Source organism: Streptomyces sp. NRRL S-1022, from assembly GCF_000720135.1.
GTDB lineage: Bacteria > Actinomycetota > Actinomycetes > Streptomycetales > Streptomycetaceae > Streptomyces.
The window spans coordinates 355,877-380,659 of the sequence record NZ_JOIU01000011.1 but is presented as its reverse complement, the minus strand read 5'-3'; the positions used below and the strand labels follow the sequence as shown (position 1 = coordinate 380,659).

Below are 24,783 nucleotides of genomic sequence, written 5' to 3'. Positions count from 1 at the left end.
TTGCTCAGCGCCGCGGTTGAAGACCGTCCCCGCGGCACAGCTACTTGGTATGGCTGACATGGTTTCCGCTGTGACCGGAATCGGGGCGGCTCTGCTGGGCACCGCGGTAGGAGCTTTCCTCACCCACTTCCTGCAGCGGCGCAATGCCTCACTGGCACGCCTGCACGAGGAGCGCATCTCGGCCTACGTCGCCTTCGCGGAGGCGGTCATGGAGCTGCGCAGGGAACTCATGGACCGCTGGTTCGCCGACCACAACGGGGTCACCCACGACTCCGCTCCGGTGTACACGGCCCGCAGCACCATGTGGACCGCGTACTACCGGGTGCTCCTCCTGGCCGGGGACGAGGACATCAGACAAGCGGCGGTGGCGGCACGGGAGAAGGTCTCCTCCATCAAGAAGGCGGGGAGCCTGGCCCTCATGAAGGAGTGCTCCGACGGCACGCGCGCGGCCGTGAGCCGCTTCGTCGACTCGGCCCGCGCCGAAGTGTCCCGTTAGCACCTTCCCGCCACCCCGTCCACATCGTTTGCCCGCTCCTCAACTCGGCTGCCACGATGGGCGGGTGACGGACAGCCACCGGCCGGCACGCCGGGCATCCCAGGCATCCCCCCTCGACGCCTACGTGGCGACCTTGCGTACGCACGGCGTCCCGCTCCCGGGAGACTTGTCGTCGGCCATGCGCAAATGCGTGCGCCCCGTCAGGCTGGACGCCGTGTCCGCGGCTCCGTCCGCCGACGCGCTCGTGCGAGCCTGGAAAGCCACCAAGGAGCATCGCGGCAGGGAAACCCGTGAGGCCGTGTGGATTCCGTTGCTGCACATGTTCCGGGAGCACTTCTCCACGGGGCGGCCCGGTCTCGAAGGAGCCCTGCGGGACGAGAACCTGCATCTGACCGGCACCCTGCGCGAGGTCACCCTCCAGTTCGGCAGCCGGTGCTTCCACCTCGGACAGACGCTCTACATGAACGGCCACAGAGAGCCGGCCCGGTTCCTGCTGAACGAGGCCGTCGACGCCCTGGAGCGGGCCGACCGGAACGGGCAGCGTACGCCGCTCGAAAGGCGCTGCGCCTGCAACGGCCAGCTCGCCGTCGCACTCGTCCTGCTCGCCAGGGAACTCGACGAGACCGACCCCGGCGCCGTCGCCCTGCTGCGGCGGGCCGAGGGCCACTCGGCGTTCGCGGAACAGCGGGACAGGACCGAGGAACACTTCGCCTACCGGGCCGAGATCCATCTCCGGCTGTTCCGCGCCGAGCGCGCTCCGGCCCACCTGGAGAAGGCGTGGACCGTCCTGCAGGCACTCAGGCGTCCGCCGACCTCCCGCAGGCTGCTGGCCACGCGCGCGGACGTCCTGGCCGGACTCGGCATGGTCCGGTTGCGCAACACCGGGCCCGGCGAAGGAATCCGGCTGCTGCGCGACGCCGAATGGGCCTACTCCAAGGCGTTGGCGACTGCCGGGCCCGCCGACACCGAGGGAACCCACACCGGGTACCTCCTGGCCAGGCGCGGGCACGTGAGGCATCAGCTCTACCGGTTCGACGTCGACACCGACGGCCGCCGCAGCACGGAACGGCTCCAGGCCGCGCTCGCCGACCTGCTCGCCCCCGAATCCACCGGCCACATGAGCCGCCTCGTCGTCGCCGCCGCCCTGCTGGACCGGTCCCGGGTCCTGATGAGGCGCCGCGACGGCGCCGGAGCGGCTGCCGACCTCGCACGTGCCCGCGGGATGCTGGACACCCTGCCCGCGGCGGACCGCCTCACCGCGAAGATACGCGTCCGGGAACTCGACGAAGCCGTGGACCGTGCCGTGGAGGCCAAGGCCACCGACGAACTGCGCCGACTGGCCGATGAGCTCGTCCGGCTGCCGTCGGATGAGCCGATTCCAGGCGCGGCCCTCTCCCGCGCCTGCAGGAGCGTGGTCGCCGCCGAGGGTGCCGACCGGTCACGCCGGCTGCTGGAGAGCGCGCTCGACCGGATCGAGATCGACGTCGCTCACCCGGAGCTGTCGCCGCCCGGCCGTCGTCACGTGGCCGGGCACGCCGCCCTCATGGCCCGCCTGCTCGCCCGGGCCGACGACGACACGGCCCCCGCCACCCTCGAACGCGCTCTGGTCCTGTACCGGACCAGCTTCGAAGCGCTGAACGACCCCGCGAGCGCCGATGCCTACGCCGATGCCGGAGCCTGCGCGCTGGCGCTGGCGAAGATCCTGGCCGGCGGCGACGAGGCCGACGGCGAGGAGGCGGCAGGGCTGCTGCGCGAAGCGGTCGACTGGCTGGAGAGGGCCCTGGTCCAGGCCCGGCGTCCCGCTTCCGTCGTACGCCCGGACTTCGATCCCGTCATCATCCACAGCCGGCTGGGCGAGGCGGCGCTGCGCTCCTATTCCTTCACCCCCACGGAACACCTGCTCGAAACGGCGATCGAGAACCTGGAGAAGTCGCTGACGCTGGAGGAATCGCTGACGCCGACGGAACCGCTGACGCCGGAGGCCGTCGGCGCGGACGTGCCGAGCCTGCGGCCGGAACGGGACCGGACCGCGATCACCGGCCACCTGGGAGACGCCTACTACCGGCGCGGCACGAGGCACCGTGACGCCGAGGACCTGCAACGGGCCATCGCACTGAAGGAGGCCACATACGGCGACGGCAACCGCGCCCGGGAGAACCGCAGTGTCGCCGCCGCTGCCGCCGAACGCCTCCACCGCATCACCCTGGACGACAGCCAGCTCACCCGCAGCGCGGGATTCGCCCTGCAGGCGGCCACCTGTGACCCCGCGTGGCCCTGGCCCGTACTGCAACTCGCCGACCTCGCCCGGCAGTGCGACATCCTCGACCCGTCCACGCTGACCGGCCTGCCGCCCGCCGCCCTGTCCGCGCCGCTCCTCGCCGGCGACCGGCGCGCGCTCCTGGGGCACGCCGCCGAACTCGCCGCGCGCAACCGCGAGTTCGCCGCGTCCGTGCTCGGCGGGCAGCGCCGGCCCGGAGAACGGGGTGTCTTCGTCCTCAACGACGGCCACCGCCTGATCGAGCAGACCATCGTCCTCAAACGGCTCGATGCCGGCGCGGCGGCCCGTGAGTGGGAGTGGACGCAGCGGTTCCGCCAGTGGCTCACCGACAGGCACGCCCCCGAGGGCTGGCTCCTGCCCGAGCCCCTCGGACTGGTCCCGCTCGAAGCACCGCACGCCGAGGACGCCGTCTACGTCATGCGGCGCATGCGGGGCCGGCTTCTCGGAGCGACCGTGGCCGACCGGCTCGCCGGGCGGGGAGACGACCCGCTTCCCCACTTCGTCGAGGTCCTGCGGTACCTTGCCGCCTTCCAGGCCTGGCGCGCACTGGACGACCCCGGCACACCGCGCACCGCGACCCCTCGGCACGCCGAGGACTGGGCCGCCCAGGTGACCAAGGCGTGCGACAAGTTCGAGACGTCCCCCGGCATCCGGGAGGCGCTGCACGCCCTGGTGCGCCCCCTCGCGGCGCCGGGCAGTCCCGTGGTGGCGAAGAAGGACCCCCATCCCGGGAACTGGATCCTCACCGGACACGGCCGCCTCGTCCTCATCGACGTGGAATCCGCTACGACTCTTCCGCTGCTGCAGGAAGCCGTCACGGTCATCGACGACCTTCCGCTGGTGCCGCTGGACGAGGCGGGCTGGGCGCTGCGCCGGGAGCTGTACGACGGTTACCTGGCCGCCCTGACCGAGTTCGGTCTGCCCGCGCCCCGCGCGCAGGACGTCCCCGCGGGCGGCGTTGAAGCCCTCACCGTCTTCCACGCGGTGAAGGGCATCGGCCGTATCCGGCGGTGGAGCGACGACGTCTCGTCGTTCACGCTGTCCTTGCGCAGCGTGCAGTACGAGCACTACTGGAGCATCGTGGAACACCTCGCCGCCCACGCGCGCGCGGCGGACGCCCGCGCCTTCTGCCGGCTGTTCCTCTCGGAGTACCAGGACGACCGCAGGGAGATCGCGAGCGGCAGACCGTGACCGGCGGGTGCAGCCCGCTCGGCTCGTCCGCGTCATGCCGGATCAGTCGGAGGCCGTCACGATGCCGTAGGTCACGAGCCCGTACAGCAGGTGGGGCAGCACGTCCGATGTCCAGTCCTTCACGGACCAGCTCGTCGGATCGCTCACTCCCAGCCGCGCCATGGGCACATCGGTCGCCGCCATGGCCAGGGCGCCGGTGACGACGCCGCCGAGCCACCAGGGCATCCGGACGCCCGCCCGCCGTAGCAGGGAGACGGCGGCCCCGGTCCCACAGCCGACGGCGATGCCCGAGAGAGCGCCCAGGCCGGAGAGCCGGTTGGCGCGGGTGTCGCCGGACCCGGGGACCGGATGTCCCACGTCCTGGCTGATCTTGTCGACCACCTGGGCGGGTGCCTCGCTCGACGGTCTGCCCCGCACGGCCATGTCCGCGTACGTCACAGCGTTCAGGACGGTTGTCCCGGCGGCGCCTGCCGCGCCACCGCGCACGATGCTCTGGAACATGTCGGGCCGAGTTCCCCCCTCGGATGGTCCGAAGCGTCCGCTCCTACCGGCCCGTCCGCTGGAGCAGCGCCAGCTGGTCCTTGACCCAGGGGTCGAACACCGCGAGCCGCTGCTTGGACGACGGGTAGTAGGTCGCCAGCTGGTCCTCGATCCACGGGTCCGTGGGCTGCCGGGCGGCGGGGTCGCGGGCCGTGAGGTGCTGACTGCCGCCCGGAACGGCGACGACCGGGTGGTGCTCGGGCGCCTGGGCCGCGGCCGCCGTCGCGGGACCACTGCCGATCGCCATGGCGCCCGCGGCGAGGACCGTGGAAGCGCCGAAGATCGCGATCCGTCGGGTCATCTGCATGATCTTCTCCTTCTTGCCGACCAGACGGCGCGCCTACCCGGCTTCATGCCCCGCACACTCCGCGGACAATGCGGAAATCCGGGTCATGTCCCCGTCCTCGACCAGGCGTATCGCCTGTTCACTCTGCGTAGGACTCAGCGTCCGGGGACGGGGAGGTCGCCCTCGACGTACTGCGCGCGTCCGTCGGCGAAGGACCAGTCCTCGGGGCCGTTCTCGCAGTAGCTGACGAACAGGTCCTTGCCGTCGACCCCGGCCTCGGCGAGCCGCTCGGCGAGCGTGCGGTACACGAGCTGCTTGCTCTCGCTGCTGCGGCCCCGCTGGGTGAAGATCTGGACGATGACCGTGCCGGAGGTGCGGGAGAAGCCCAGTCCGTAGTCCAGGGCGATGAGCTCGTCGGGGTCGTGCTGGGTCACGATCTGGAAGCGGTCCCGCTCGGGGATCTCGAGGACGTCGACGAGCGACTGCTGGACGGCGTCGGTGATGGCCCGCACGTTCTCGGGGCTGCGGCCGCGGATCATGTCGATGCGTACGAGGGGCACGGCGGTCTCCGTCAGGTGGTGGTCGGGCAGGGCTTGCCGGGAGGGGCGGGGGACGCCCCCGTTCCTCGCGGTCGACCGTAGGCAGACGGCGGATCAAGCGGAAATGCCGGTCGGGCGGCGGCTATGCCTCACCTGCATGAGTGCAGGTCACGGCCGCTTCGAGTGCCGCGTCCAGGAAGCGGCGCAGCAGCGCGGACCCGGTGCCCGTCTCCGTGCGGTAGACGAGGCGGACCGGGCTGGGCGGTGCGCCGGTCAGCGGCCGGAAACGCAGCGCGGGGTGGTGGATGCGGCGTTCGGCGACATCGGGGACCACACCGAGGCCGCGTCCCGCGGCCACCGATTCCAGCCACTCGTCGAAGTTCGCGGTCTCCACGTACCGGTGCGGGCCGTCCCCGTCCGGCCAGCACCAGGGGCCGGTGGTGCCGCTCGCGGTGTTGACGACCAGGGTCCACTCCGGGGCGTCCTGCCAGCGCACGACGTCGGGCACCGCCTGCGGGGGAGTGCCGCGGGAGCCCTCCCGTCCACCGCCCGCCGGTTCCCGGGCGTGGACGGCGACGCGCCGCTCGTCGTAGAGGTGCACGGTACGGACGGCGCCCCCGACCGGTTTGCCGCCCCGCACCAGGGCCACGTCGACACCCTGCCGGTCGAGGGCGACCAGCGGGTCGTCGCAGCGCACCAGTTCCAGCCGCGCCCCGGTGTCACGCTCGAAGCGGGCGATGGACTGCTGGGCCCAGGGATCGGGCAGCAGCCAGCTGAAACCGAGCCTGAGGGCCGACTCGTGACGGGCCGCGGCAAGGGCCGCGTCGAACGCGGCCAGGGTCCGCTCCGCGTGTACGAGGAACTCGGCACCGGTGTCGGTGAGCGCGGCGCCCCGCGACGAGCGGTCCAGCAGCCGCACCCCCAGGGCCGCCTCCAGCTGGGCGACGGTACGACTCAGGGCCGGCTGCGTGATCAGCAGCTCCTGGGCGGCCTGGGTGAACGAGCGGCGCCGGGCCACCGCGGCGAACGCCCGCAGGTGCCGTAACTCGATGCCGGACGTACCGGCGGGGCCAGGCGCGGTCACCGCCGCCCCGCGCCATGCCTGGGGAACATGGATGCAGCGTAACCGGCCTCTCCGCCCGCCTGCACCCGTGACTTGGCGTCGGCCGCGATGCCCCGCGCCCGGAGGAGACCGAGGGGGCGAGTGCCGGTCACCGCCCCGCGGAAGGGTGCGCCCGGGTTCCAGCCGACGTGACGGGCCGGCGTCGGCTACCCGGCCGCGCCGGTACCGGCGTGGCGCCGCCTCGCGTCGGTGTCGGCGGGGCCGATGACCGGCGCCCGGGCGAGGTCCTCGACCGTGTGGTCGGCGAGCCGGCACAGGGCGGGCGTCCTGGCGGCCCGGCCCACGGCGATACAGCGGGCGCCCGCGCGCCGGCCCGCCTGGAGGCCCGCTGCGGAGTCCTCGAAGACCACCGCTTCGCCGGGTGCGACGCCCAGCCGCCGGCAGGCGAGGAGATAGCCCTCGGGGTGCGGTTTGCCGTGGGTGACGTCCTCCGCGGTCACCACCGTGGTGAAGTGGCCGGCGATGCCGCACCGCGTCAGGTGGTCGTCGGCGTAGGAACGGCCACCGGACGTGACGACGGCCAGCGCCACTCCGCTTCGGCGCAGGCGCTCCAGGAGCCGGTCGGCGCCGGGGACCAGCCGGACGGGAGGCAGGTCCGGCTCGCCGTTCAGCGCGGTGAGCTCCTCTCTCACCTGGTCCGCCGTGGCGTGCCTGCCGAACCGTACGAGGTGTTCCTCGATCACCTCCCTGCTGCGCCGCCCGCTGAAGCCGTCGAGCATGTCCTCCCCGCAGTCGATGCCGTGGCCGGCGAAGAGGCGTCGCCACAGTGCCCGGCTCCTGGGTTCGGAGTCGATCAGTGTGCCGTCGAGGTCGAAGAGGGCGGCTCTCGCCGTGCCGGCTGTGCCGGCGTCACCGTGGGCGGACATGGGGCTCCCTGGGCCTTCTTCGGCTCCGGGGAGGGTTCCCGGGGCCGGGTGCGAACTCGGTGTCGTGTCTGGTCCGGTACTGGCTGTGTACCTGGTCCTGTGTTCCCGCTTCCCGCGTGGAGAAGCGGGGCGGGTCAGGGGGCCGGGGCGGGCGCGCGGTGGAGGACCGTCTCCTCCAGCGCCTGCACCGCTTCCGTCGCCCCGCCGTGGCGGCGGAGGAGATCCCCGAGACGGGCCGCGCGCCGAGCGGCCTTCCCGTCGAGCAGGGCCTGCGCCGCCTGGACCAGGTCGTCCGCGGTGGGCTCGTCGAGGAGCGTGCGGGCCGCGCCGTGCGCTTCGAGCGTCCCGAGGTTGTAGATGGGCTCCGGGCTGCGGCCCGGCGTGCCGATGACCGGTACGCCGGCCAGCAGCGCGGCCATCAGCGCGTTCTGGCCGCCCCTGGTGATCAGCAGGTCGGTGTCGCTCAGCAGGCGGGTCATCCCGGGCGTCGGCGCGACGACGATGTTGTCCTGCCGGAACGGGACCGTCCGTCCGGCGACGCTCGGCTCGCGCGCGGCGACGACGACACTGAACTCCGGTCCGGGGAAGGCCTTGCCGACCACCGGCAGGAACTCGGCGAGCTTGACCGCGCCGAAGCTCAGGTAGACCAGGACCCGCGTGCTGCCGGCCGGGTAGGCGGGCGCGGGCGCCAGCTCCAGGGAGGGGAGCAGCACGGGCCCGACGAAACGGGTGCGCGGTACCGCGCCCAGCGCCGGTTCCAGGACCTCCGCGGTCGGCGCGATGTTGAGGGCGGCCCGGTGGTGCAGCAGTTCCTCCAGCGGCGCCGGGGGCACGCCGTGGCGTTCGCACAGGCTCGTGTAGGTCGCCTCGACCTCCTCCAGCCGGCCGGGAGAGCGCGGGGTCGCGGTGAACAGGGACAGGTTGGGGCTGGAGATGGTGCACGCGAAGGGTATGCCGGTCAGGTGCGCGGCGATGGGCACGGTGGGCTGCATCTCGGTGACCACGATGTCGGGGGCGAACGTGCGGTAGGCGTCCAGCTCCGCGGCGATCGCCCGCTCCGCGTAGTCCGGCTGGGCCATGCCCCGGATGAGGACGGCCTCGGTGAAGCCGTCTGCCTCCCCGGTGCCCACCAGCTCGGGGGGCCGTACGGGCGCCGGAGCCGGGAACCGCGGACCGAGCGCCAGTTCGTCCACCAGCGGGTAGCCGTCCGGGGCGAGGAAGGCCACCCGATGGCCGCGCATGACGGCGGCCTGGGCCATGGCGAGGCACCGGGTGATGGCTCCGATGCCGAGGGCGCCGCCGAGGGGTTCGAAGAGGATCTTCACGAGTGGCCTTTCTCCGAGGAGTCCGAAGGGGTGTCCGATGGGACGGTGTCGGGCGGGGCGCCGGCGGGGCCGGAGGGAGCGTTCCGGGCCGGAACGGGTGCCGGGCGGTCGCCCCGGGTACGGCGGCTGGTCAGCAGGAGACGGCCCACCGCCGCGGCGGCCACCTGACAGGCGGCGGTGCCCAGCACCAGCGGAGCGGCTCCCAGGCCGCTGAGCGCGCCGGCCGCGGCGGCCCCGGCCGCGGCGAACGTGCTCTTGAGCCCGGCGCCGAGAGTGAAGACCTGGGTGCGGGCGGCCGCGGGCGCGTACCGTTCGCGGCTGGCCAGCAGCGCGCTGAACAGCGGGCCGGTACAGAACCCGGCGGCGGCGAACAGCACCGTGGCCACCAGGACATGGCCCGACCAGGGCACGGCCGCGAGGGGGACGGCCGTACCCAGAAGGCCCCACAGGACCACCCGCTCCGGCCGTTCCGCACCCACGGGGCGGTAGGCGTAGCCCAGTGAGCCGGCCAGGGCGCCCATGGCGAACGCGGTCATCAGGCCGCCCGTCGCCCAGGGAGCGTCGTACCGGCGGGCGAGCAGCACGCTCACGACGGGCAGCGCCCCGACACCGAGCTGCCCCACGCTGCTCGCCCAGGTGACCGACCGGAGCGGGCGGTCACGGACGAGTACGGCCGCCCCGCTCAGCAGGTCGGCGGGCCGCGGCCGGCCCCCGCGCGCCCGCGTCCCGGACCTGGGGCGCAGCCGCAGCGAGAACAGCAGCAGGCCGCCCGCCGTCGCGCCGGCTCCCAGTACGGCCAGGGCGAGGCCGGCACCCGTCGCCGTACCCAGCGCGGCGGCGGCAGCGGGCCCGCAGATGCCGGCCAGGTTGTAGGAGACGGCATCCGCGCTGAACGCCCGGGTGAGCCGGTCCTTGGGCAGCAACTCCCCGAGCAGGCTGGTCAGTCCACCGGTGAGCAGGGGGGCGACGCATCCCGCGGCGGCGGCCAGCACGAGCACCACGAGGTCGCCGGTCCTGCCCACCAGGGCGGCGAGCGCGGCGAGCGCGATGCCGTACAGGGCGACCCCGCCGCCGTGGAAGAGGCGGCGCCGTCGCACCGAGTCGGCCAGGGCCCCGGCCACCGGCGCCGCCGCGACGTGCGGCACCATCAGCGCGGCCACCAGCGCGCCGCCCAGCGCCGGGCTGTCGGCACGCTGTGCGGCCAGCATGACGAGCGCGACCCGGGCTCCCTCGTCGGCCGTGCGGGCCAGGGCGGCGGCCGTGAGGTAGACGGGCAGTGCCGGGGGGCCGCCGGTGCGCGGTGCGCAGTCGGTGGCGCCGGTCATGGGCGCAGGACGTGCTGCCGGTGGCGGTACAGCACGGTGGGCTCGGTGTCCTCGGTGCGCAGCCAGGTCACGGTGCCGGCCACGATCGTGTGGTCGAGGAGGGGAACCGCCTCGCTGACCTCGCACACCGCGGTCAGGGCGGACCGGGTCAGTACGGGGGCTCCGTGGGCGAGGGACCAGGTGACGCCCTCGAAGCGTTCGTGCGGTGCGGCGGTGGCGAAGCGCTGGGCCAGGTGCCGGTCGGGCCACGCCAGCACGTTGACGGCGAAGGTCCCCGCCTCCGTGACCGCGGCGAGGGTACGGCTGCCGGTGGTCAGGGACACGAGCAGGCTCGGGGGATCCAGCGACAGCGACATGACGGCGTTCGCCGTGCAGCCGGCCGGAGCACCCGACCGCACGGCCGTGACGACCGAGACGCCCGTGGGCAGGAGCGAGATGGCGTCCCGGTAGTCGTCGGACGCGACGGGCCCGGTGCCGGCCGGCCCGGGACCGGGCGCCGGCCGCACGGTGGGGTGGACCGGTGCGGGCGGGGCCGGGTGAGTGGTGCGGATGGTCATCGGCGGCTCGCCTCCTGGTGGGGCCGTGCGGTGAGGCGGGAGGTGACCGCCCGTCGGTCGATCTTGCCGTTGGCGTTGAGCGGCAGCTCGTCCCAGAGCGTGACGCCGCGGGGGACCATGTAGGCGGGCAGTTCCGCGTGCAGGGCGCGCACGAGGTCGTCGGGGGACGCGGTGCCCGTGCACACCGCTTCGATCACGAGGTCGCCGCCCGGCCCCTCCACGGTGACCGCGACGGCGTCGTGGACCCCGGGCTGCCCGCGCAGCGCGGCTTCCACCTCGCCGAGTTCCACCCGGTAACCGCGCACCTTGACCTGCTGGTCCAGCCGGCCGAGGTGCACGAGGTTCCCCCCGGTCAGCGTCACCCGGTCGCCCGTGCGGTACCAGTGCTCCTCGCCGGGCCGCTCCGCGGCGGCCAGGGGGACGGCGCGGTCACCGGTGAAGGAGGCGAAGCGGCCGGTGTCGTCGGCGGGGTCCAGGTAACCGGGGAAGCGCTGAGGGCCCCGTACGAGCAGTTCGCCGGTCGTGGCCGGCCGGCCGGACTCGTCCACCACCAGGTGTTCGAGGGCGGGGTGGACGGTGCCGATCGGCACGGTGCCGTTGGCGGTGGCCGGCCGGGCCGCCGGGTCGCGCGGGTGGACGTAGGCCGCGCAGCTGATGGTCAGTTCGGTGGGCCCGTACAGGTTGGCCACGGTGCTGCCGGGGGCGGCGGTGGCCCACGCCTCGGCCTGCTGGAGGGTGAGCGGCTCCCCGCAGAACAGGCTCCAGCGCAGGTCGGGCAGGGCCCCGGGGCGCAGACTGCGCATGCGCTTGGCGTAGGAGACCAGGGACGGCACCGAGAACCAGTGGGTGAGCCGGCGGTCGGCCGCCCAGCGGACGGGCGCGAACAGGTCCTGCTGGGTGGGGACGACCAGGGTGGCGCCGCCGGCCCAGGCGGCGAACATGTCGAACACCGACAGGTCGAAGGTGAGGTCGAACGTCTGCGACAGCCGGCTGCCCGGTTGCGGGGCGTACTGCTCCAGTACGTGGGCGAGGTAGGCGCTCACGTTGCGGTGGGTGATGGGGACGCCCTTGGGGACCCCCGTCGAGCCGGACGTGAACAGGACGTAGGCGGTGTCCCACGGGTGCGGGTCGCCGCGGGGCGGTTCGGCCGGGCCCGCGGCGGGGCCCACCCGGTCCAGCGGGAAGGACGGGACGTCGCCGGCCCGCACCGAGGGGTCGTTGGTGAGCAGGACGTCGAGGCCCGCGGCCGCGGCGATACGGGTGTTGCGCTCACGCGGCGCGGCGGGCGCGAGCGGTACGACCGCCGTGCCGAGCCGCTGCAGCGCGAGGTAGGCGGCATAGCAGCGGACACTCCGGGTCGCCGCGAGCCCGGCGGTACGGGGTACGGAGCCCTGCGCGGCGACGAGGGAGCCGGCGATCCGCCCGGCGAGGTCCCGCAGTTCCCGGTAGGTCAGGCGGTCGCCGCCCACCTCCAGCGCGGGGTGGTCGCCGTAGCGGGCCGCACTCGCCTCGAACCAGTCGTACAGCGTTGCGTGCACGGTCATCCTTTCGGTACGTGGGGGGCGCCGGCCGACGGCGGGCCGGGGGAGAGCGGGGCGGGTGGCGTCGTGCCGGGGGCGACCGGGTCCAAGAACGCACAGCTGAGAGGCGTGTCCGACTGACCGCGGAAGCTGACCCACCGGTATTCGCGCCATCGGCCCCGGGTGCGGCCGGCTGGCACGTCGATGGTCCAGGGCCGGCCGGCCAGACCGCTGCCGGCGGCCTTCACGCAGGCTTCCTGCGCGCTCCACACCCAGGCCAGTTCGCGGGCCCGCTGTGCGGGCCGCAGCCGGTCCAGGGCGGGCGCGTGCCGGCCCAGGCAGCGGCGCACCATGCCGGGGGCCGCCGAACGGGGGGCGTGCTGCACGTCCACGCCCACCGGTCCGTGCAGGGCGAGCGCCGCGGCGACCGTCCCGGCGTCGTGGGAGACGCTGATGCCCGCCTCCGGGTGGCCGGCCAGCCAGGGCTTGCCGCGCGGGTCGGTGACGACGGGGGCGTCGGCGAGTTCCGGCCGCGCGAGGCGCAGCAGTTCCCGCAGGGCCGCCCGGCCGGCCAGCCGTTCCGCGGCCCGCGCCGGCGGCAGCCCGTCCGCCGCCGCGTGGTCCGCCGGTGCCGGTCGCAGGCCGGTCCAGCGCTGCCGGGGGCCGACGAGGACCCAGACGTCCGGGGCGGGGCTGAGTACCGTCACGGGACCGGCCGGAGGTCGTCGAGCAGCACGTCCGCCGCGTCGGCGACGTGTGCCAGCATCAGTTCGGTGGCCCCGCCGCCCAGGCCCAGGACGGCTGCCTCCGCCCGGACGTGGTGCGCGCCGCCGGCGGTCATCCCGTCCGCGCCCTGCAACTGGGCGCAGCGGCCGAGGACGTCGTCGGCGGTCTGGCCCACGGCCGCCTTCAGCAGCGCGGCGGCGCTCATGCCGGGTGTGCCGCCGGCTGTCCGGACGGTCGTCTCCACCAGGGCGCGCAGCTGTTCCGTCCGTACCAGGCAGGCGGCGAAGTCCTGCCGGATCGCGGCGTTGTCCCACAGCGTTCCCTCCCCGGCCGGACGGGCCGTCAGGTGCCGGCGGGTGGCGGTCAGGGTGCGCCGCAGCAGGGCCACCGCCCACTGGGCGCCGGCGAGCCGTTCGGTGGCCATGTGCCGGGCGAAGGAGGCCATCGCCCGGCCCGGCCGGCCGATCAGGTGGTCCACGTCGAGCCGGACGTCGTCGAGACGGACGTGCCCGAGGGCAGCGGAGGCCAGCAGCCCTCCGGTGTCGACGGGCTCGATCCGCACCCCGGCGGCCGCGGCCGGTACGAGGACCCACGTGAAGCTCGTGAAGTGCCGTCCGGGCCGGTGCCGGGCCAGCACCAGGAAGTGGTCGGCCGAACCCGCTCCGGAGACCCACCGTTTGCCCCCGTTCAGGTGCAGTGTCCGTTCGTCCCACCGCACCTCGGTGCCCAGCGCGGTGAGTTCGGAACCCGGGGCGGCGGAGTCGGTCGCGGCCAGCGCCAGGGTCACCCGCCCGTCCAGCACCCGCTCGCGCAGCCCGGCGCAGGCGTCGGTGGTGCCGGCGGTCAGCAGCGGCAGGGCGCTGGCCGCCTGGACGAGCACGGTCAGCGTGACACCGTTGTCCGCCCGCTCGTCCACGGCGTGCAGCAGCGCGCCGAGCCGGGCCGGGTCGGCGGTCGCGCCGCCCGTGTCCGCGTGCCGGTACAGGCCGCGCAGCACGCCGTGGTCGCCGAGGGCCCGCCACACCGCGCGGGCGTCACCGTCGGCGGGGACCTCGCCGAGGGCCCGGGCCAGGGCGGCACGGAATCCGTCGTCCCCGGGATCGCGGCGCGTGTGGTGCCGGCCGGGCGGGCGGAGGACGGCCTGCTCAGGCAAAGGTCACCTCCGGGTCCAGGAGGGCGAGTTTGCCGTCGGCCAGGTGCAGTCGGTCGTTGTGGTAGTTCAGGGACGCCGAGCGCAGGTCCCGCAGGGCCTGTTCGAGCCGCGTGGGGGAGTTCTTCAGGTAGCCGTGGCGCATACCGACCGCTTCGACCAGGTCGTCCACGGCCCGGCGGCACTCCTCCGAGGCGGTGATCTTCAGGGCGTTCAGCTGCAACTGCACCGCGGGCCGACTGAGGTCCTCGGCCTGCTCGACCGTCGTCCGCGTCTGGGTCAGCAGCGCGTGCACCTGGTCCAGCCGGCGGCGGGCCTGGGACAGCCTGCCGAGCAGCAGTTCCGACCGCAGGTCCGTCCGGGCCCGGCCGGCCGGTGAGCGCAGCAGGTGCAGCACCCGGGACAGGGCACCGGCGGCGGTGCCGAGCCAGGCCGCGGACCAGCCGAGGTGGGCCATCGGGGCGAAGGTCGAGGTCATGACCGTCCTGAAGTCACCCGCCTCGCCGATGACCCGGTCCTCGGGCACCCGGCCCGTCAGCCGCAGCGGCAGGCTGTGGCTGGCACGCATGCCCAGGGCCTGCCAGTCGCCCTGCACGGCGACGTCCAGCTCCTCGCGGTCGGCGTAGACGAGGCTGACCTGCGCCGGGGAAGCCGCGTCGGGGGCGAGCATGGTGATCAGGAAGCCGTCGGCGTGGGCACCGCCGGTGACGATCGGGGCGAAGCGGTCGACTTCGAGCACGCCGTCCGAGGCCGCCAGCGGGGACTGGGCGCTCAGCAGGTGGCCGCCGGTCGCCGCCTCGGTGGTCACCGACGCCAGGTAGCGCCGGCCGGCGGCGATCTCCGGCAGCAGCCGGTCGCGCAGGGCCGGGCGGGCGTACCGCACGATCGCGGCCACCTGCTGGCAGTGCATGGCGAAGATCATGGCGACGGACATGTCGGCGCGGCCGAGGTCCGTACTCACCTGCACCATGTCGGCGATGTCGCCGCCGAGCCCGCCGTGGGCGGCGGGCACCATCAGCCCGAGCAGCCCGGTGCGGCGCAGCTCGGCCAGTGCCTCCGAGGGGAAGGCGGACTCCGCGTCGGCCCGTGCCGCGTGTTCGGCGGCGACGGCCGCGACGCGTGCGGCGGGCTCGGCGAAGCGGTGCCGGCGCCGGGCGCGCGCGGACACGGTGTCCGTGCCGGTCTCGGCGTCGGGCCCGGCGCCGGGGCCCGTGAGCAGCGAGGTGGTCATGCGGCGCTCACCGAGACCTCGCCGGGGCCGTTGTCCTGGGCGGTGAGCGCCGCCTGCACTTCCTTCCAGAGGTTCCCGGCCGTCGCGAAGGTCGTGTCGTTCATCGCGTCGTCCGGCAGGGCCACCCCGAAGGCGTCCTCGATGGCGAACAGCACCTCGATGGCCTGCATGGAGTCGAGGCCCAGGGCCCGCAGGTCGGATTCGGGGCCGATCGGCTCGCCGTTGTGGAACCTGAGGTAGGGGGTGAGTACGTCGATGAAACGCTGGTCCATGCTGTGCTCCTCAGTCGGCGGTGCGGGTCAGGGTCAGGTGGCTGATGTGCGGCGCCTGCCGGGGCCGTTCGCTGTCGTGGACGACCTCCGCCGGCAGCGGATGCCCGAGGAAGGCGACGAGGCTGGCGTACAGGCCGTACGCCCCGGTGTTGGGGACGGCGACCCGGTCTCCGGGCCGGAGCGCGGGCAGGTCGGCGCTGCGGGACCACACGTCCAGCGGGGTGCACAGCGGCCCGGTGACCAGGGCGCTGAGCGAGCCGCCGCGGTCGGTCGCCGGGTCGGCGACGAGGTGCGGCTGCAACGGCGGCAGCCGGCGCAGTCCCGACATCCCGCCCAGGTGGTTGATCCCGGACTCCAGGACGACGACGTCCCGGCCGTGCGAGCGCTTGACGTCGAGCACCGAGGTGACGAGGGTTCCGGCGGTACCGACGAGATAGCGGCCGGACTCGAACACCACCTCCGTCGCACCGGTGCGCCGGCCCGGCACCTCCGCGTCGAGCAGGGCCGTCAGCCGCGGCCGCAGCGCCGACAGGTCCACGGTGTCGCCGGCCGAGGCGAACGGGGCGCCGAAACCGCCGCCCAGGTCCAGGACGTCGAGCCGCATGCCGTGCGGTGCCAGGGCCTCGGTGAGGCGGCGGGCCGTGCGCACCGACCGGGTGAACTGCCCCAGCAGGTCGTCGGCGTGCGTCAGGTTCGTCCCCATGTACAGGTGCAGTCCCACCACCTCGGTGTGGGCGCGCCGGCCGAAGCGTTCCGGCTCGGCGAGGATCCAGGTGGTGTCCGCGCCGAACTGGGACGGCACACCGGTCATCGCCAGTCCCTGCCCGGGAACGGGCTGGTCGTCGTTGACCCGCAGCAACGCCCGTGCCCACACCCCCCGTTCCCCCGCGAGACGGTCCAACTGGTCCAGCGCGTGCGGGGTGTCCGCCGAGAAGAGGAGGACTCCCCGGTCGAGGGCCTCGGCCAGTTCCGCGTCGCGTTTGCCGGGTCCGGTGTAGAGGATCTCCCCGGCCGGCCAGCCCGCATCGAGGGCGGCGCGCAGCTCACCGGTGGAGCAGACCTCGGCGCGGGCACCGCACCGGCGCAGCTCCGCCAGGAGCAGGGGGTGCGGGTTGGCCTTGAGCGAGTAGTACAGACCGCTCTCCGGTGGCAACGCGTCCCGCAGCAGGGCGTGGTTGCGGCGGACGGCCGCCAGGTCGTAGACGTAGGCCGGGGCGGGCGCCGCGGTCAGCACCTGTTCCGGCAGCACGGGGGCGGGGGCCTCAACCGGCATGGGCGTGCCCCTCCGTGCGGAGGGCCGCGGCCAACCCGTCGCGGTCGACCTTGCCGTTGCCGGTCAGGGGCAGCGCGTCCAGGGCGACGCACCGTGGGGGGATCTTGAAGTCCTCGATCTCCTCCCGCAGGGCGAGGAGGACGTCCTCGGGCCGTACGGCTCCGGTGACGAAGAGCGTGGCCGGCCGGTCCTCCGCGGGCGGCAGCACCGCCGCGCTCTCCACCCCGGCCGTCCGCCGCGCCGCCGCCTCCACCTCGCCGGCGCTGACCCGGAAGCCGTTCGCCTTGTACAGGTCGTCGCGGCGGCCGGTGAAGTACAGGTAGCCCTCGTCGTCGAGCCAGCCGTAGTCACCGGTGCGCAGCTGCGGGAACAGCCCGTCCACGCGGAAGAAACGCTGCGCGGTCGCCTCCGGCCGGCGCCAGTAGCCGCTCATCACGTGCGGGCCGCGTACGACGATCTCGCCGGTCTCGCCAGGAGGACAGCGCCGCCCTTCCTCGTCGATGACGAAGACCTCGGTCCCGGGCAGGGCCCTGCCGCTGGAGCCGGGCCGTGCCAGATCCCCGTCGGCGGGCATGATGGTGGCGCGTTTGCACTCCGTCAGCCCGAACATCAGGTGCACCCGCAGCCGCGGCAGGGCCGCCCTCAGGTCGGTCAGTGTCTGCTGGGGCATCGCCGCGCCGGTGTTGGTGAGCATCCGCAGCGTCTGCGGGGCGCGGCCCGGGCGGCGCCGCAGCAGCGCCGCCAGGCCCTCGGCCAGGGACGGTACGGCAGGCAGGACGGTGGCACCGCAGCCGGCCAGCCGGGTCAGCAGCGCCGGTCCGGCGTCGCCCGGCGTGGCCAGGTGCAGATGCGATCCGCCCAGGGCGCTCAGGAAGACCTGGTACAGCCCGTAGTCGAAGGACAGCGGGAGGGGGCTGTAGACGACGTCGTCATCGCCGTAGCGCAGCACCTGCTGAATGGCCTGGGCCGCGAACACCATCTGCTGGTGGGTGCTGACCACCGCCTTCGGCAGCGAGGTGGTGCCGGAGGTGTAGATCATGCAGACCGGGTCGACCGCGAGGGGCGCGGTGACCGGCTCCGGTTCCACGCCGTGCCGGGAGTCGAGCAGGGCGGAGACGTCGGGGCTGCTGACGGTGCGTACGCCCTTGCGTGCGGCGATGTCCAGGGACTGCGGCGCGTCGGAGAAGAAGAGGGCCGGTTCGCTGTCGTCCAGGATGTGCTCCAACTGCACCCCGCGCACCTGCTCGTGGATCAGGGAGAACACCGCGCCGATCCGTGCGGCGGCGAACACCAGCACGGGAAGCAGGGGGTTCAGCCGGGCGTCCAGCAGGAAGCGGTCACCGCGGTCCAGGCCCGCCGAGCGGAGCCACTGTGCCGCGTGCCTGCTCGCGCGGGCCAGCTCCGCGTAGCCGAGCGTGCGCTCCGCGACGGTGAACGCGGGATCGTCGGGCCGGCGTGCGGCCGCGTGGTCGAGGAGGTCGTGGAGCAGTGCGGGGGGCGGTGACTGGGGGCTCATCGTGTCCTCTCCGCTTGTGCGGTGGCCAGGGTGGGGGAGGCCGGGGTGAAGTCGGCCGGGGTTCCGGAGGTCCGGGTCCTCCCGGGGGCCGGGGTGGGGGCGGCCGGGGTCGCCGAGGCCGGGATCGGGCCGGCCGGCGTTGCCCGTTCGACGGCCCGGTGGAGGTCCTCGACGCGGTGCAGGTTCTCCGGGACCAGGTCGTCGGGACGGAACTCGATGCCGAATCGTTCCTCCAGCCGCTCGACCAGCTCCACGATCCGGAAGGAGTTGAACTCCGGAAGCTCGCCCAGCGACGCGCCGGCGAGCAGGGCCGCCGGATCCGCGCCCAGCGTCTCCGCGGCCACCGCGGCGATGACGGAGGCGACGCCGGCACGCGGGTCACCGGCCCCGTGCCCGGGCACCTCACGCCGGGTTCCCGCCGGCGCGTCGTCCGGCCGTGCCGCCGGTACGACATCGCTGTCAGGGCGGGCGAACACGCCCGGGTCGGCGAGCAGCAGCTCCCGCAGCCGCCCCAGCGGCCCGACGGGCTCCGCACGGCCCCGCTCGACCCGGCGGTAGGCCAGGTACACCTGCTCGGCCAGCGTCTTCCACGCCGTCACGTGGTCGCGCACCCGGTCCGTGACCCCGCCGGCCGCGTACCGCGCCAGGTAGGCCGCGTGCAGTTCCCGGCCCCGGCAGAGCAGCCAGGTCTCCAGGGTCAGCCGCCGCAGTGCCTCGGTCCGGTCGGGGTGCTGCTCGTAGGCCGTGACGTACTCGTCGGTCTCCTCCGCGCAGGCCAGGTCCAGCAGGGGCGGTGGGAGCGGGGAGGGGTCGGCCGGGGTGAGGCCGACGCTCAGCTTGACCATCCCCAGGTCCGCGAGGGCGGCCCGGTCGAACCGCCACTCCCCGGGACGCGCGCTGCCCCAAGGGGTGTCGTTGAGGTAGCCGTCCCGCACACGCACCGCCCCGCCCCCGCCCTCGCCGGGCAGCAACAGGAAACTGTGGTCCATGTGCTGCCGCCGGTGGTACGGCACCCAGGGCAGGAAGAAGGCGTCGGCCACCACGTAACGGCCTTCACCGGGCGGGACGGCGTCGAACGGACGATCGTGGTCGACGCTGCGGACGGCGAGGCCGAGATACCGCCGGGCGTCGTCGAGCTGCTGCACGACGGTGCGTTCGACGGTGGGCAGCCCCGATGCGTCGGCGGACGGCACCGCGGCAGTCGCGACCGCGGGGGCCGGGGCAGCGGGGGCCGGGCGGAATCGGAGGACCGCGCCCAGACGCAGTGCGGTACCGGGGCCGTGCCAGTGGTCGGCCCGTTCGGCCAGGTTCACTTGCAGGCAGTCGAAGAGGTGAGCGGGGAACGCGTACCCGGCGGAGGCGGTCATCCGCACTCTCCCGTACGCGCACTGTCGGGCTGCCGTGTCATAGGTACTCCTCGGACTGGTGGGTCATCCGTGCCTCCCGGCGACGGCGGACAACCGGCTCTCACCGGACGGCCGGCTCGCACGGGACGGTTCGCTGAGGAAGTCGTTCAAGTGATGTGTCATCAGGCGGTGGTGTCCCGGCTGGAACACGTCGAAGTGGCCGCACGGCAGCTCGCGCGTGGCCAGGCGTGGCGCCCTGCGCGCCCAGGCGGCCACCTGCGCCTCCCGCTCGCCGCCGGCACAGGGCATCAGGAGCACCGGGCCGTCGTAGTGGGGGGAGGCGTGGTGCTCGGCGGAGGCCTTCAGATGTGCGGTCGCGGTGCGTTCCAGCCGTTCCCTGGCCCCGGGTTCCGGCGACGAGGACTGGGAGAGGATGCGGCCCAGCAATTGTCCCGGGCTCGTGTGACAGGCCGACCAGGGCTCGGCGAAGCTGTCCACCATGACCACGGCGGGGCGGTGTCCGGTGGCGGCCAGTGCTACGGCCAGCTCCCAGGCCAGCACGCCGCCGAGTGACCATCCCAGCAGCAGGTCGGGCGGCCCGGGAAGGGTGCGCACCAGGGGCAGGTACCGCTGGAGCATGGCCTCGACGCTGTCGTCGGGCGTCTCGTCCGGCTGGAGACCGGCCGCCCGGATCCCGTGCACGGGTCCGCGACGGCTCAGGTGGGAGATCACGGCCATGTACTGGCCCAGCCCACCACCCGACGGGTGCAGGAGCAGGGTTCTGAGGGGGCCGGGGCGGCGGCCGAAAGCGGACATGAGAGAGGTGGATGCGCGCAGGGGGCGGCACGTTGTTTCCGTCACCATTCACTCCTGACGGCTCGCCGGTTGCGGAGGGCTGACGAATCGGGGGACTTTCCATTCGTGAGAGAAAAATGGATGAGCCGTCACGGGCCTCGTCCCCGATTTTCAATGACCGGGCGCGGCAGGCGAGCCCGTTGATGTCATTTCAACGGCCACCTTGTCTTCCTGTCAATCAACCTCATGCACAGACCAACGGTCCCGATTTCCCCTCCTCGGGCAAGCCAAGCTCGACTCTCGAAGAGTGGCTTGATCTCGGCAACAAGCCGCCGAGCCCTCTCGCGACGGCACGCCATCCGGCCGGCATCGCCCCTTGAGGGAAACGACCCGCGCAGCTCAACCGCACCGCTTCCCCCGCTCCACCATTCAGGCCAAGTGACGTGCGTCACATGCCATCAGGGAGCAGAATTGGCCACCCCGCTCGAGGCCGGTGCCCGACAATCAAAGGATCCGGTAAAGAAAGCCTATCCCGATGGTCAATTAAATAACCAACCTTCTTTAAGTTGTGATTCCCCCGGGCGGCTCGGCGTGGCGGCATTCATGGCGTATTCCTGGGCGCGGCGTCGGAGATATGCCGGGGCCAGTCGGGCGCGGGGTCCTCAGCGAGCAGTGGCCGGAGCGCGCCGAGCACCGCGCCGATGCAGACGTCACGCAGTTGGGTGCGGGTGCAGGTCTCGTGGGTGAGCCAGTCGACGCAGAGGACCTGGACGAAGACCAGCCAGCTCTTCAGGACGGCCGACACGGTCTCGCGGGCGTTCTCGTCGGCGAGCGGGAGTACGGCCAGCAGCCTGGCGCGGAGCGCGTCCAGCTCGTTCGTCATGATCGTCTGGATCACCGGGTCGCCCGCGAGGACCCGGTTGGCGGCGAGTACGGCGTTGCGGTTCGCGACGAAGTAGTCGAGGTGGACCTCCAGCCCCTGAACGAGCTGTTCCACCAGGGAGTCGGCGGGGTCGAACCGGGTCTCGGCGAGGAGCTGGTCCGCCGCCTGCTGGTACACGGCCGCGAAGAGGGCCTGCTTGCTGGGGAAGTGGCGGTAGAGCAGCGCCCGGGAGACACCGGCCGCTTCGGCGACGTCCTCCATCAGTACATCGGAGTAAGGGTGGGTGGCGAAGAGCCGTGCGCCGACGGAGAGGAGCTGGGCGCGGCGGTCGGCGGGGGCAAGTCGCTGGCGAGGAGGCACGGCTAAAGTCTAGTTGACATGCGTCTACTAGAGCCTCCAAGGTAGTAGACACATGTCGAATAAGGTCCGCACGACGACTTTGGGGGGACCATGGCCAGGGCTCTGCGCGTACTCACGCAGCTGATGGGCTGGGCCTGCGTGGCGATCGGCCTGTTCCATGTGGCGCTCGGCAACGCGGCGATTCCCGGAGCCGGTTCCGCCGGCACCACGATCGACAGCTGGGGCCGGTTCATGGGAGCCGGCTTCGTCGGCTACGGGCTGGCCTGGCTGTGGGCCGCGCAGCAACGTCCGATCCCGGCCCGGGCGGTGCGGTGGCTGGCCGCCGTATTCCTCCTGGGCGGCGTGGGCCGGCTGCTCTCGCTCGCCGTACACGGTTGGCCCCATTCGTTCCAGGTCGCGCTGGCAGTGATCGAGCTCGCCCTTCCGCCGGTCTGCTTCTGGCTGGCCGACGCGGAGGAGCGGGCCGTGCGCAGCGACGTGGGGGCCGCCCAAACGGCAGCCGTTGGAGAATGAGCTGACGCACCATCTGTCATCGTGGTGGGGAATCGGGCGGTGGTCGGCCGGCGGACGGCGTCGTCTGGGACGGGGGCGGAGTATGCCGAAGGAGTACGCGGACATCTGCAACCCCGACGGGAGCGACAGCGCCCGTACGGCGCGAGCGCCACGCTCGCCGCAGGCACCGGCGCGCGCCGTACTTCCCGCGGTGCCCCGGCAATCGGCCGTCCGGGGCAGGTTCCTCACCATCGGCGCCTGGCCGACCGGCGCCGTCGGCGCCGCCATGGCACTCCTGGCCGTGAACCACTGGCAGGAGACGAGACTGCCGGAAGGAGCCTCCCTCACCGACACACACCGGGGGTGGTGGTACCTGGTGGCGGCCCTGGCCGGCGCGGTCGCCGCGGGAGCGGTGCTGGTCGTCGTCCACCGGGCCCTCGTGCTGCGCCGACCCCCGACCGGGAAGGCTTTCGTCCCCGTGCGGCTGTTCCTGGCGATCGCCGCTTTCAACGCGGTCAACCGGAGCTGGGGAGACGGCCTTTCGGTGCCCTGGTGGGATGTCGACCTCCTGATCCCCCTGACCTCCGCGTCCGGGTACACACTGCTCTCCGGCGCCCGGCAACTCGCCGTGCACGGGCGACGGCACCTCTCCGAGGTCATCCGGTCAGCCGAGGACCTGCAAAGCGGTTCCTACTCCCTCTACTTGAGGTCCTTCGAGGACGACCTCCCGCGTACCACGCTGGAGCAGACCGAGCACCGGGCTCCCGGACCGGGCGCCGTGCTGCCGGACTTCCACCTGTCCGGCCTCACGGAGGAAGAGCAACTCGCCGAGGCGCTCAAGCCCGTGGCCCCGATGGTGGCCGTGGGCCGCCCTGGAGAGAGGCTCCCCCTGGTGGGAGCCCGGCGGTTGTACCTGCCGATCGACGACTGGCAGGACACGGTGCGCGACCTGATGCTGCGGGCCCGACTGGTGGTCATCGCGGTCGGTCCCGGGGCCGGACTGCAGTGGGAGTTCTCGGAGGCGGTGCGGCTGCTGCCCGCACGACGGCTCCTGCTGCTCGTCCCGGGCCGGGAGACCTACGAGCAGTTCCGCGCCGCGGCCGGCACCGCCCTGTCCGAGCCGGTCGGGAGCCTCGCCGGCGATGGCGTCCGCGCCCCGTGGCCACCCCCGGCGCTGCCGCCCTATCCGGAAGCAGAACCGGCCGACAGCCTCTCGCTGAAGGGCGCGGTCCATTTCGACGACGGCGGGCGCCCGCACTTCCTCTTCTTCGGGAGCGACAAGATCCAGGGAACCAGGCACCGAGACCGGGTACTGGGCCCGGTACGCGGGAAACTCGGCCCGGTGCTCGAACGACTCCCGCTGTGGGAGGCCTGGGACCGGACGGAGGAGTCGTCCCCCGGTCGACGGGGTCACGGAGTCTGAGCGGCACACGTTTGGCGGAATCGATCCGGCCGCGAAGGGCGCTCGGTCATCATGAACGCATGGCCGGCATCGACGACAAACTCTGGAACGAGGGCGTCAGCCCGTCGGACTTCGGCGACGGCACAGCCGAGTACCAGGCGGCGATACTGGAGCAGTACAAGCTGTGCGTCGAGATGGCCGACCGGGTCAGTTCCCGGCGCAACCTCACCAACACCTTCTTCCTCACGCTGAACACCGCCGTCGTCGGCGCCCTCGCCGCCGGGTCCGGCGCGGGGTGGCCGCGCTCCTCCGCGTGGGTCCTGGTGGCCGGGTTGCTGATCGTCCTCGCCCAGTGCCTGGCCTGGTACGTGATGGTGCGCTCGTACCGGCAGCTCAACGCGGCCAAGTACGCGGTGATCGGTGCCTTCGAAGCGAAGCTGCCCGCCTACGCCTACTCGCGGGCGGAGTGGGTCGCGCTCGGCGAGGGCCGCGACTGGCGCAGGTACATGCCGCTGACGCACGTGGAGCAGTGGGTGCCGGTCGTCTTCGCGCTGTCGTACCTCGTGGCGTTCGGGGCCGTGGTGACGAGGTGACAGGGTGACGTCGTGATGGGGTGAGCGTGCCGTCCGGTGGCACGGACGGTGCCCGGGCCCGCGGTGGATAGGATCCCCCCTGACTAGATGAAGGGGACGGTCCATGACAACCATCGCGGTGACCGGACACATGGATCTGGCCGCGGAGGGCGTCCCCGCGATCCGTGCCGCCCTGGACGCACTGCTCCGGCGGTACGCCCGCGACGGCTCACTCGTCGGCGTGTCGTGCATCGCCGAGGGCTCCGACTCGGTGTTCGCCCAGTCCGTGCTGGCCAACGGCGGACGGCTGATCGCGATCATCCCCTCCCGCGACTACCGCCGCACCGTGGTCGACCCCCGCCACGCGCCCCTCTTCGACCACCTCGTCGAAGCCGCCGACGAGGTCGTGGTGATGCCGCACGAGACGGCGGACCGCGCCGCCTACGACGCCGCCAACGCAGCTCTCCTGGAACACGCCGACCGACTCGTGGCCGTCTGGAACGGGGAGCCGCCCAGCGGAAAGGGCGGAGGCACGGCGGACGTGGTCCTGCGGGCACGGGCACAGGGAATACCCGTGGACGTGGTGTGGCCCGAAGCAGCCCGCCGGACCGGCTGACCGGCCGACCGCGGGGCCCCGAGCCAGCGGTCGTCAGGCAGACATGGGCGAACGGCCGCCCCGCCTCCCGCCGTTGGGGAGCATCGCGGGGAGGACAGGACGC

The 24,783-nt window shown here is 73.4% G+C and carries 24 protein-coding genes; 6 read left to right on the top strand and 18 right to left on the bottom strand.

Going from position 1 to position 24,783, the window contains the following annotated elements; all coding sequences use genetic code 11:
* Positions 1 to 70 precede the first annotated feature (70 nt).
* Positions 71 to 496 (top strand): hypothetical protein, encoded by a 426-nt coding sequence (locus tag IG05_RS43755; protein WP_030343619.1) that lies wholly within the window; start codon positions 71 to 73, stop codon positions 494 to 496.
* A gap of 298 nt (positions 497 to 794) precedes the next feature.
* Positions 795 to 3,965 carry a hypothetical protein gene (locus IG05_RS0117690; RefSeq protein ID WP_158838950.1) on the top strand — a complete coding sequence of 1,057 codons (3,171 nt, stop codon included), beginning with the start codon at positions 795 to 797 and terminating at the stop codon, positions 3,963 to 3,965.
* Positions 3,966 to 4,007: 42 nt separating this feature from the next.
* Here the strand turns inward: IG05_RS0117690 and IG05_RS0117685 are convergent, their stop codons facing one another.
* From IG05_RS0117685 to IG05_RS0117600, 18 genes are all read right to left on the bottom strand, one after another.
* Positions 4,008 to 4,466: a hypothetical protein gene (locus IG05_RS0117685; RefSeq protein ID WP_030343615.1), complete on the bottom strand. Its 459-nt coding sequence runs from the start codon at positions 4,464 to 4,466 to the stop codon at positions 4,008 to 4,010.
* A gap of 43 nt (positions 4,467 to 4,509) precedes the next feature.
* Positions 4,510 to 4,812: a hypothetical protein gene (locus tag IG05_RS0117680; protein WP_051790006.1), complete on the bottom strand. Its 303-nt coding sequence runs from the start codon at positions 4,810 to 4,812 to the stop codon at positions 4,510 to 4,512.
* Between the two features lie 134 nt (positions 4,813 to 4,946).
* Positions 4,947 to 5,351, bottom strand: a complete 405-nt coding sequence (locus tag IG05_RS0117675; RefSeq protein WP_030343612.1) for a tautomerase family protein — start codon at positions 5,349 to 5,351, stop codon at positions 4,947 to 4,949.
* Between the two features lie 121 nt (positions 5,352 to 5,472).
* Positions 5,473 to 6,414 (bottom strand): LysR family transcriptional regulator, encoded by a 942-nt coding sequence (locus IG05_RS0117670; RefSeq protein WP_030343610.1) that lies wholly within the window; start codon positions 6,412 to 6,414, stop codon positions 5,473 to 5,475.
* A gap of 185 nt (positions 6,415 to 6,599) precedes the next feature.
* Positions 6,600 to 7,319 carry an HAD family hydrolase gene (locus IG05_RS0117665; RefSeq protein WP_051790004.1) on the bottom strand — a complete coding sequence of 240 codons (720 nt, stop codon included), beginning with the start codon at positions 7,317 to 7,319 and terminating at the stop codon, positions 6,600 to 6,602.
* Positions 7,320 to 7,453: 134 nt separating this feature from the next.
* Positions 7,454 to 8,644, bottom strand: a complete 1,191-nt coding sequence (locus tag IG05_RS0117660) for a glycosyltransferase (RefSeq protein WP_030343607.1) — start codon at positions 8,642 to 8,644, stop codon at positions 7,454 to 7,456.
* Positions 8,641 to 9,969: an MFS transporter gene (locus IG05_RS0117655; protein WP_030343606.1), complete on the bottom strand. Its 1,329-nt coding sequence runs from the start codon at positions 9,967 to 9,969 to the stop codon at positions 8,641 to 8,643. Before IG05_RS0117655 ends, IG05_RS0117660 begins: the two co-directional genes overlap by 4 nt.
* On the bottom strand, positions 9,966 to 10,526 hold the full coding sequence (locus tag IG05_RS42360; RefSeq protein WP_078894296.1) for a flavin reductase family protein: 561 nt from the start codon (positions 10,524 to 10,526) through the stop codon (positions 9,966 to 9,968). Before IG05_RS42360 ends, IG05_RS0117655 begins: the two co-directional genes overlap by 4 nt.
* Positions 10,523 to 12,070: an AMP-binding protein gene (locus tag IG05_RS0117645; protein WP_030343602.1), complete on the bottom strand. Its 1,548-nt coding sequence runs from the start codon at positions 12,068 to 12,070 to the stop codon at positions 10,523 to 10,525. Before IG05_RS0117645 ends, IG05_RS42360 begins: the two co-directional genes overlap by 4 nt.
* On the bottom strand, positions 12,067 to 12,753 hold the full coding sequence (locus IG05_RS0117640) for a 4'-phosphopantetheinyl transferase family protein (protein ID WP_199808331.1): 687 nt from the start codon (positions 12,751 to 12,753) through the stop codon (positions 12,067 to 12,069). Before IG05_RS0117640 ends, IG05_RS0117645 begins: the two co-directional genes overlap by 4 nt.
* The gene (locus IG05_RS0117635; protein ID WP_199808330.1) at positions 12,750 to 13,925 is read right to left on the bottom strand and encodes an acyl-CoA dehydrogenase family protein; all 1,176 of its coding nucleotides are present in this window, start codon (positions 13,923 to 13,925) and stop codon (positions 12,750 to 12,752) included. Before IG05_RS0117635 ends, IG05_RS0117640 begins: the two co-directional genes overlap by 4 nt.
* Positions 13,918 to 15,153 (bottom strand): acyl-CoA dehydrogenase family protein, encoded by a 1,236-nt coding sequence (locus IG05_RS0117630; protein WP_078894294.1) that lies wholly within the window; start codon positions 15,151 to 15,153, stop codon positions 13,918 to 13,920. Before IG05_RS0117630 ends, IG05_RS0117635 begins: the two co-directional genes overlap by 8 nt.
* Positions 15,150 to 15,425 carry an acyl carrier protein gene (locus IG05_RS0117625; protein WP_030343595.1) on the bottom strand — a complete coding sequence of 92 codons (276 nt, stop codon included), beginning with the start codon at positions 15,423 to 15,425 and terminating at the stop codon, positions 15,150 to 15,152. Before IG05_RS0117625 ends, IG05_RS0117630 begins: the two co-directional genes overlap by 4 nt.
* Before the next feature lie 10 nt (positions 15,426 to 15,435).
* Entirely contained in the window at positions 15,436 to 16,698 is a 1,263-nt protein-coding gene (locus IG05_RS0117620) for a decarboxylase (protein WP_051790001.1), read from the bottom strand.
* Positions 16,688 to 18,214 (bottom strand): class I adenylate-forming enzyme family protein, encoded by a 1,527-nt coding sequence (locus IG05_RS0117615; protein ID WP_030343593.1) that lies wholly within the window; start codon positions 18,212 to 18,214, stop codon positions 16,688 to 16,690. Before IG05_RS0117615 ends, IG05_RS0117620 begins: the two co-directional genes overlap by 11 nt.
* Positions 18,211 to 19,581 carry an acyl carrier protein gene (locus IG05_RS0117610; RefSeq protein ID WP_051789999.1) on the bottom strand — a complete coding sequence of 457 codons (1,371 nt, stop codon included), beginning with the start codon at positions 19,579 to 19,581 and terminating at the stop codon, positions 18,211 to 18,213. The genes IG05_RS0117615 and IG05_RS0117610 overlap by 4 nt, the downstream gene beginning before the upstream one ends.
* A 63-nt stretch (positions 19,582 to 19,644) precedes the next feature.
* Positions 19,645 to 20,376 carry an alpha/beta fold hydrolase gene (locus IG05_RS0117605; RefSeq protein ID WP_051789997.1) on the bottom strand — a complete coding sequence of 244 codons (732 nt, stop codon included), beginning with the start codon at positions 20,374 to 20,376 and terminating at the stop codon, positions 19,645 to 19,647.
* 580 nt (positions 20,377 to 20,956) lie between these two features.
* Positions 20,957 to 21,598: a TetR/AcrR family transcriptional regulator gene (locus IG05_RS0117600; protein ID WP_030343588.1), complete on the bottom strand. Its 642-nt coding sequence runs from the start codon at positions 21,596 to 21,598 to the stop codon at positions 20,957 to 20,959.
* 90 nt (positions 21,599 to 21,688) lie between these two features.
* Here IG05_RS0117600 and IG05_RS0117595 point away from each other — a divergent pair, with 90 nt between their 5' ends.
* The 4 genes from IG05_RS0117595 to IG05_RS0117580 all read left to right on the top strand — a co-directional run bounded on the left by IG05_RS0117595 (position 21,689) and on the right by IG05_RS0117580 (position 24,680).
* Positions 21,689 to 22,111: a DUF4345 domain-containing protein gene (locus IG05_RS0117595; RefSeq protein WP_030343586.1), complete on the top strand. Its 423-nt coding sequence runs from the start codon at positions 21,689 to 21,691 to the stop codon at positions 22,109 to 22,111.
* An 82-nt stretch (positions 22,112 to 22,193) separates the two neighbouring features.
* Positions 22,194 to 23,513, top strand: a complete 1,320-nt coding sequence (locus IG05_RS43750) for a hypothetical protein (protein ID WP_051789995.1) — start codon at positions 22,194 to 22,196, stop codon at positions 23,511 to 23,513.
* A 59-nt stretch (positions 23,514 to 23,572) separates the two neighbouring features.
* Positions 23,573 to 24,085, top strand: coding sequence for a RipA family octameric membrane protein (locus IG05_RS0117585; protein ID WP_030343582.1), 513 nt, complete (start codon positions 23,573 to 23,575; stop codon positions 24,083 to 24,085).
* Positions 24,086 to 24,188: 103 nt separating this feature from the next.
* A complete protein-coding gene (locus tag IG05_RS0117580; RefSeq protein WP_030343580.1) occupies positions 24,189 to 24,680 on the top strand; it encodes a hypothetical protein in 492 nt (163 codons plus the stop codon).
* Positions 24,681 to 24,783: the final 103 nt, after the last annotated feature.

What these genes read in the sequence shown, in the direction of transcription:
- IG05_RS0117685 (WP_030343615.1), bottom strand. Translation starts at nt 4,466, where the DNA reads ATGTTCCAGAGCATCGTGCGCGGTGGCGCGGCAGGCGCCGCCGGGACA.
- IG05_RS0117680 (WP_051790006.1), bottom strand. Translation starts at nt 4,812, where the DNA reads ATGCAGATGACCCGACGGATCGCGATCTTCGGCGCTTCCACGGTCCTC.
- IG05_RS0117665 (WP_051790004.1), bottom strand. Translation starts at nt 7,319, where the DNA reads ATGTCCGCCCACGGTGACGCCGGCACAGCCGGCACGGCGAGAGCCGCC.
- IG05_RS0117655 (WP_030343606.1), bottom strand. Translation starts at nt 9,969, where the DNA reads ATGACCGGCGCCACCGACTGCGCACCGCGCACCGGCGGCCCCCCGGCA.
- IG05_RS42360 (WP_078894296.1), bottom strand. Translation starts at nt 10,526, where the DNA reads ATGACCATCCGCACCACTCACCCGGCCCCGCCCGCACCGGTCCACCCC.
- IG05_RS0117645 (WP_030343602.1), bottom strand. Translation starts at nt 12,070, where the DNA reads ATGACCGTGCACGCAACGCTGTACGACTGGTTCGAGGCGAGTGCGGCC.
- IG05_RS0117630 (WP_078894294.1), bottom strand. Translation starts at nt 15,153, where the DNA reads ATGACCACCTCGCTGCTCACGGGCCCCGGCGCCGGGCCCGACGCCGAG.
- IG05_RS0117625 (WP_030343595.1), bottom strand. Translation starts at nt 15,425, where the DNA reads ATGGACCAGCGTTTCATCGACGTACTCACCCCCTACCTCAGGTTCCAC.
- IG05_RS0117620 (WP_051790001.1), bottom strand. Translation starts at nt 16,698, where the DNA reads ATGCCGGTTGAGGCCCCCGCCCCCGTGCTGCCGGAACAGGTGCTGACC.
- IG05_RS0117615 (WP_030343593.1), bottom strand. Translation starts at nt 18,214, where the DNA reads ATGAGCCCCCAGTCACCGCCCCCCGCACTGCTCCACGACCTCCTCGAC.
- IG05_RS0117610 (WP_051789999.1), bottom strand. Translation starts at nt 19,581, where the DNA reads ATGACCGCCTCCGCCGGGTACGCGTTCCCCGCTCACCTCTTCGACTGC.
- IG05_RS0117605 (WP_051789997.1), bottom strand. Translation starts at nt 20,376, where the DNA reads ATGTCCGCTTTCGGCCGCCGCCCCGGCCCCCTCAGAACCCTGCTCCTG.
- IG05_RS0117595 (WP_030343586.1), top strand. Translation starts at nt 21,689, where the DNA reads ATGGCCAGGGCTCTGCGCGTACTCACGCAGCTGATGGGCTGGGCCTGC.
- IG05_RS43750 (WP_051789995.1), top strand. Translation starts at nt 22,194, where the DNA reads ATGCCGAAGGAGTACGCGGACATCTGCAACCCCGACGGGAGCGACAGC.
- IG05_RS0117585 (WP_030343582.1), top strand. Translation starts at nt 23,573, where the DNA reads ATGGCCGGCATCGACGACAAACTCTGGAACGAGGGCGTCAGCCCGTCG.
- IG05_RS0117580 (WP_030343580.1), top strand. Translation starts at nt 24,189, where the DNA reads ATGACAACCATCGCGGTGACCGGACACATGGATCTGGCCGCGGAGGGC.